Here is a 2,098-nt window from a genome sequence, read left to right as displayed (position 1 = left end):
CGCCGGCGCGTCTGCGCGGGGCCGCCGCCTCGCCGCCCGGTGCCGTGGCCCCGGTCCGCCGCGCGGGGGCGGCGGTCCGGCGGGCACCTGCCGCGCCGCTCGCCGCGCCGGAGCCGCGGGGGCCGGACTTACGGGGGCCGGGGACGGGCGACTGCGGTGCGGAAGGGGCCAGTCGCAGTTCGTATTCGCCGGTGTCCGGGTTGAGCACCCACTGGTCTGCGGGGTCGATGTCGTCCGCCCGCCCACGGCCTTGCGCGTCCACGGTTGCCTGATTCCTCCGTCGGGCCACGCGGCGCCCTCCCCGGAAGGCGCACGGTGTTGGTCAAGCAGTGCCCGCCCCGGAACGGACCGCGTGGGTGAGGGCACTGGATCGCACACACTATCCGCACACTTCGGCGTCAAGCGACGTGGGTGACAAACTCCACGTTCTTACAACTGGGCAATACCGCCCAATTGTTTGGCGGGAGTTTCGTGAACAGCCCCTGGGTTCCCGTCACTTGGCACACTCGACCTTGTCGGCCGTGGACTTCTGCACGTCGTCCGGAACCTTCGACGGCGTGGTGAGCGGGACGCCCGCGCCCTTGAAGTCCTTGCCGAGGGTCAGGGTCATCGCGGGCAGCCCCTGCGAGTTGTCCACGCTCTCGCCCGGCTTCAACGCGGACCCGGACAGGCCCATCAGATCGGCGAGGCGGCGGGCCTGCGCGGCCTGGTCGGGGGCGTACTCCAGGGTCGTCCTGGCCAGTTCGGCGGGCGCGTTGCCCGCGTTCTCCGACTTGGTGACGCCCTCCTCGACCTGGAGCCAGCTGAGGGTCTCCTGGGCGCTGCCGGCGACGGCGCCGCCGTTGAGGATGCGCACGCGCACCTCGGAGGCCGGGGCCTTGCTGCCCTTCAGCCGGGCGGCCTCGGCGGCCTTCTCCTTCTTCTTCTGCTCCTTCACGGCCGTGAAGGAGACATCGTTCTTGATCATGTCGAAGACCTGCGGGGCGGTCGACTCGTTGAGCACGACCGTGGACTTGACCTTCTCCGCCGGGTTGTCGACCACCGGGACGGTGGTGAACGTCAGGTTCTTGACGTTGAGCTTGCCCAGCTCCAGGCCGAGGTCCTTCAGCTTGCCGATGCTGTCCAGCTGCGAGTCGACGGTCAGCGCCTTGGTGCCCGCCTCCGCCAGGTCGAGCATCTTGGAGGGGCTGGTGAGCGTGTCGTTGGACTTCAGCTTGCGCATGAGCGCGCTCAGGAACTGCTGTTGCAGCCCGATCCGGCTCAGGTCGCCGCCGAAGCCCACGGAGTGCCGGGTGCGCACGAAGGCCAGCGCCTGCTCGCCCTCGATGGTGTGCGTGCCCTTGGACAGCTTCAGCTTGGAGTCGCGGTCGTCGATGTCCTTCGCCAGGCAGACCTCGACCCCGCCGACCGCGCTGGTCAGTGTCTTGACCGCGTTGAAGTCGGCGACCATGAAGTTGTCCGGCTTGACCCCGGTCAGCTCGGTCACGGTCCGCATGGTGCAGCTGGGGGTGCGGCCGTCCTGGCCGAGGCTGGTGTTGAAGCGGGCGTTCGGCGTACCGGGGATGATCTTCTGGCTGCCGTCCTCCTGCGTGGTCGGGCAGTCCGGGATGTCGGTGACGAGGTCGCGCGGGATGCTCAGCGCGGTCGCGTTCGAACGGTCCTTGGAGACGTGCAGCAGGATCGTGGTGTCGGCGTGGCCGACGCTGCCGGCGTCGCCGTACTTGGTGTTGCCCGCGCCGGTGCGCTTGTCGGTGCCGATCAGCAGGATGTTGATCGCCTTGTCCTTCTGGAAGCCGCCGGTGCCGGCGCCGTCGTCGGAGACGGAGGCGATGTTGTCGTTCAGGTGCTCGATGTAGAAGTACGCCGCACCCGCGCCGGCGACCAGCACGAACGCCATCGTGCCGCCGGTCCACAGCAAAACCTTCTTGCCCTTGGAGGCCTTCGCCGGCCGCCGCCCACGCCGTCCCGGCAGCGGCTCCTCCGGTGCCCCGCGCCGCCTGCGCGGCGGCGGCACCGCGCGGCCGGGCGTCTCGGGCCGCGAACGGCCGGACGCCGCGCTGCCGGAGCGGCCGGGTGCCTCCGTGCGGGAGCGCGGCCG

The 2,098-nt window shown here is 70.4% G+C and carries 1 protein-coding gene and 1 pseudogene; both read right to left on the bottom strand.

From position 1 onward, the window contains the following. A pseudogene (locus CHR28_RS38035) lies at nucleotides 1-262 on the bottom strand (LCP family protein); the annotation flags it as partial. Nucleotides 263-493: 231 nt separating this feature from the next. Further along, a complete protein-coding gene (locus CHR28_RS37020) occupies nucleotides 494-2,014 on the bottom strand; it encodes an LCP family protein (RefSeq protein ID WP_094058119.1) in 1,521 nt (506 codons plus the stop codon). Nucleotides 2,015-2,098 lie beyond the last annotated feature (84 nt).

This window comes from Streptomyces sp. XY006 (genome assembly GCF_002237655.1).
Classification (GTDB): domain Bacteria; phylum Actinomycetota; class Actinomycetes; order Streptomycetales; family Streptomycetaceae; genus Streptomyces; species Streptomyces levis.
This window is presented reverse-complemented; position numbering and strand designations above follow the sequence as displayed.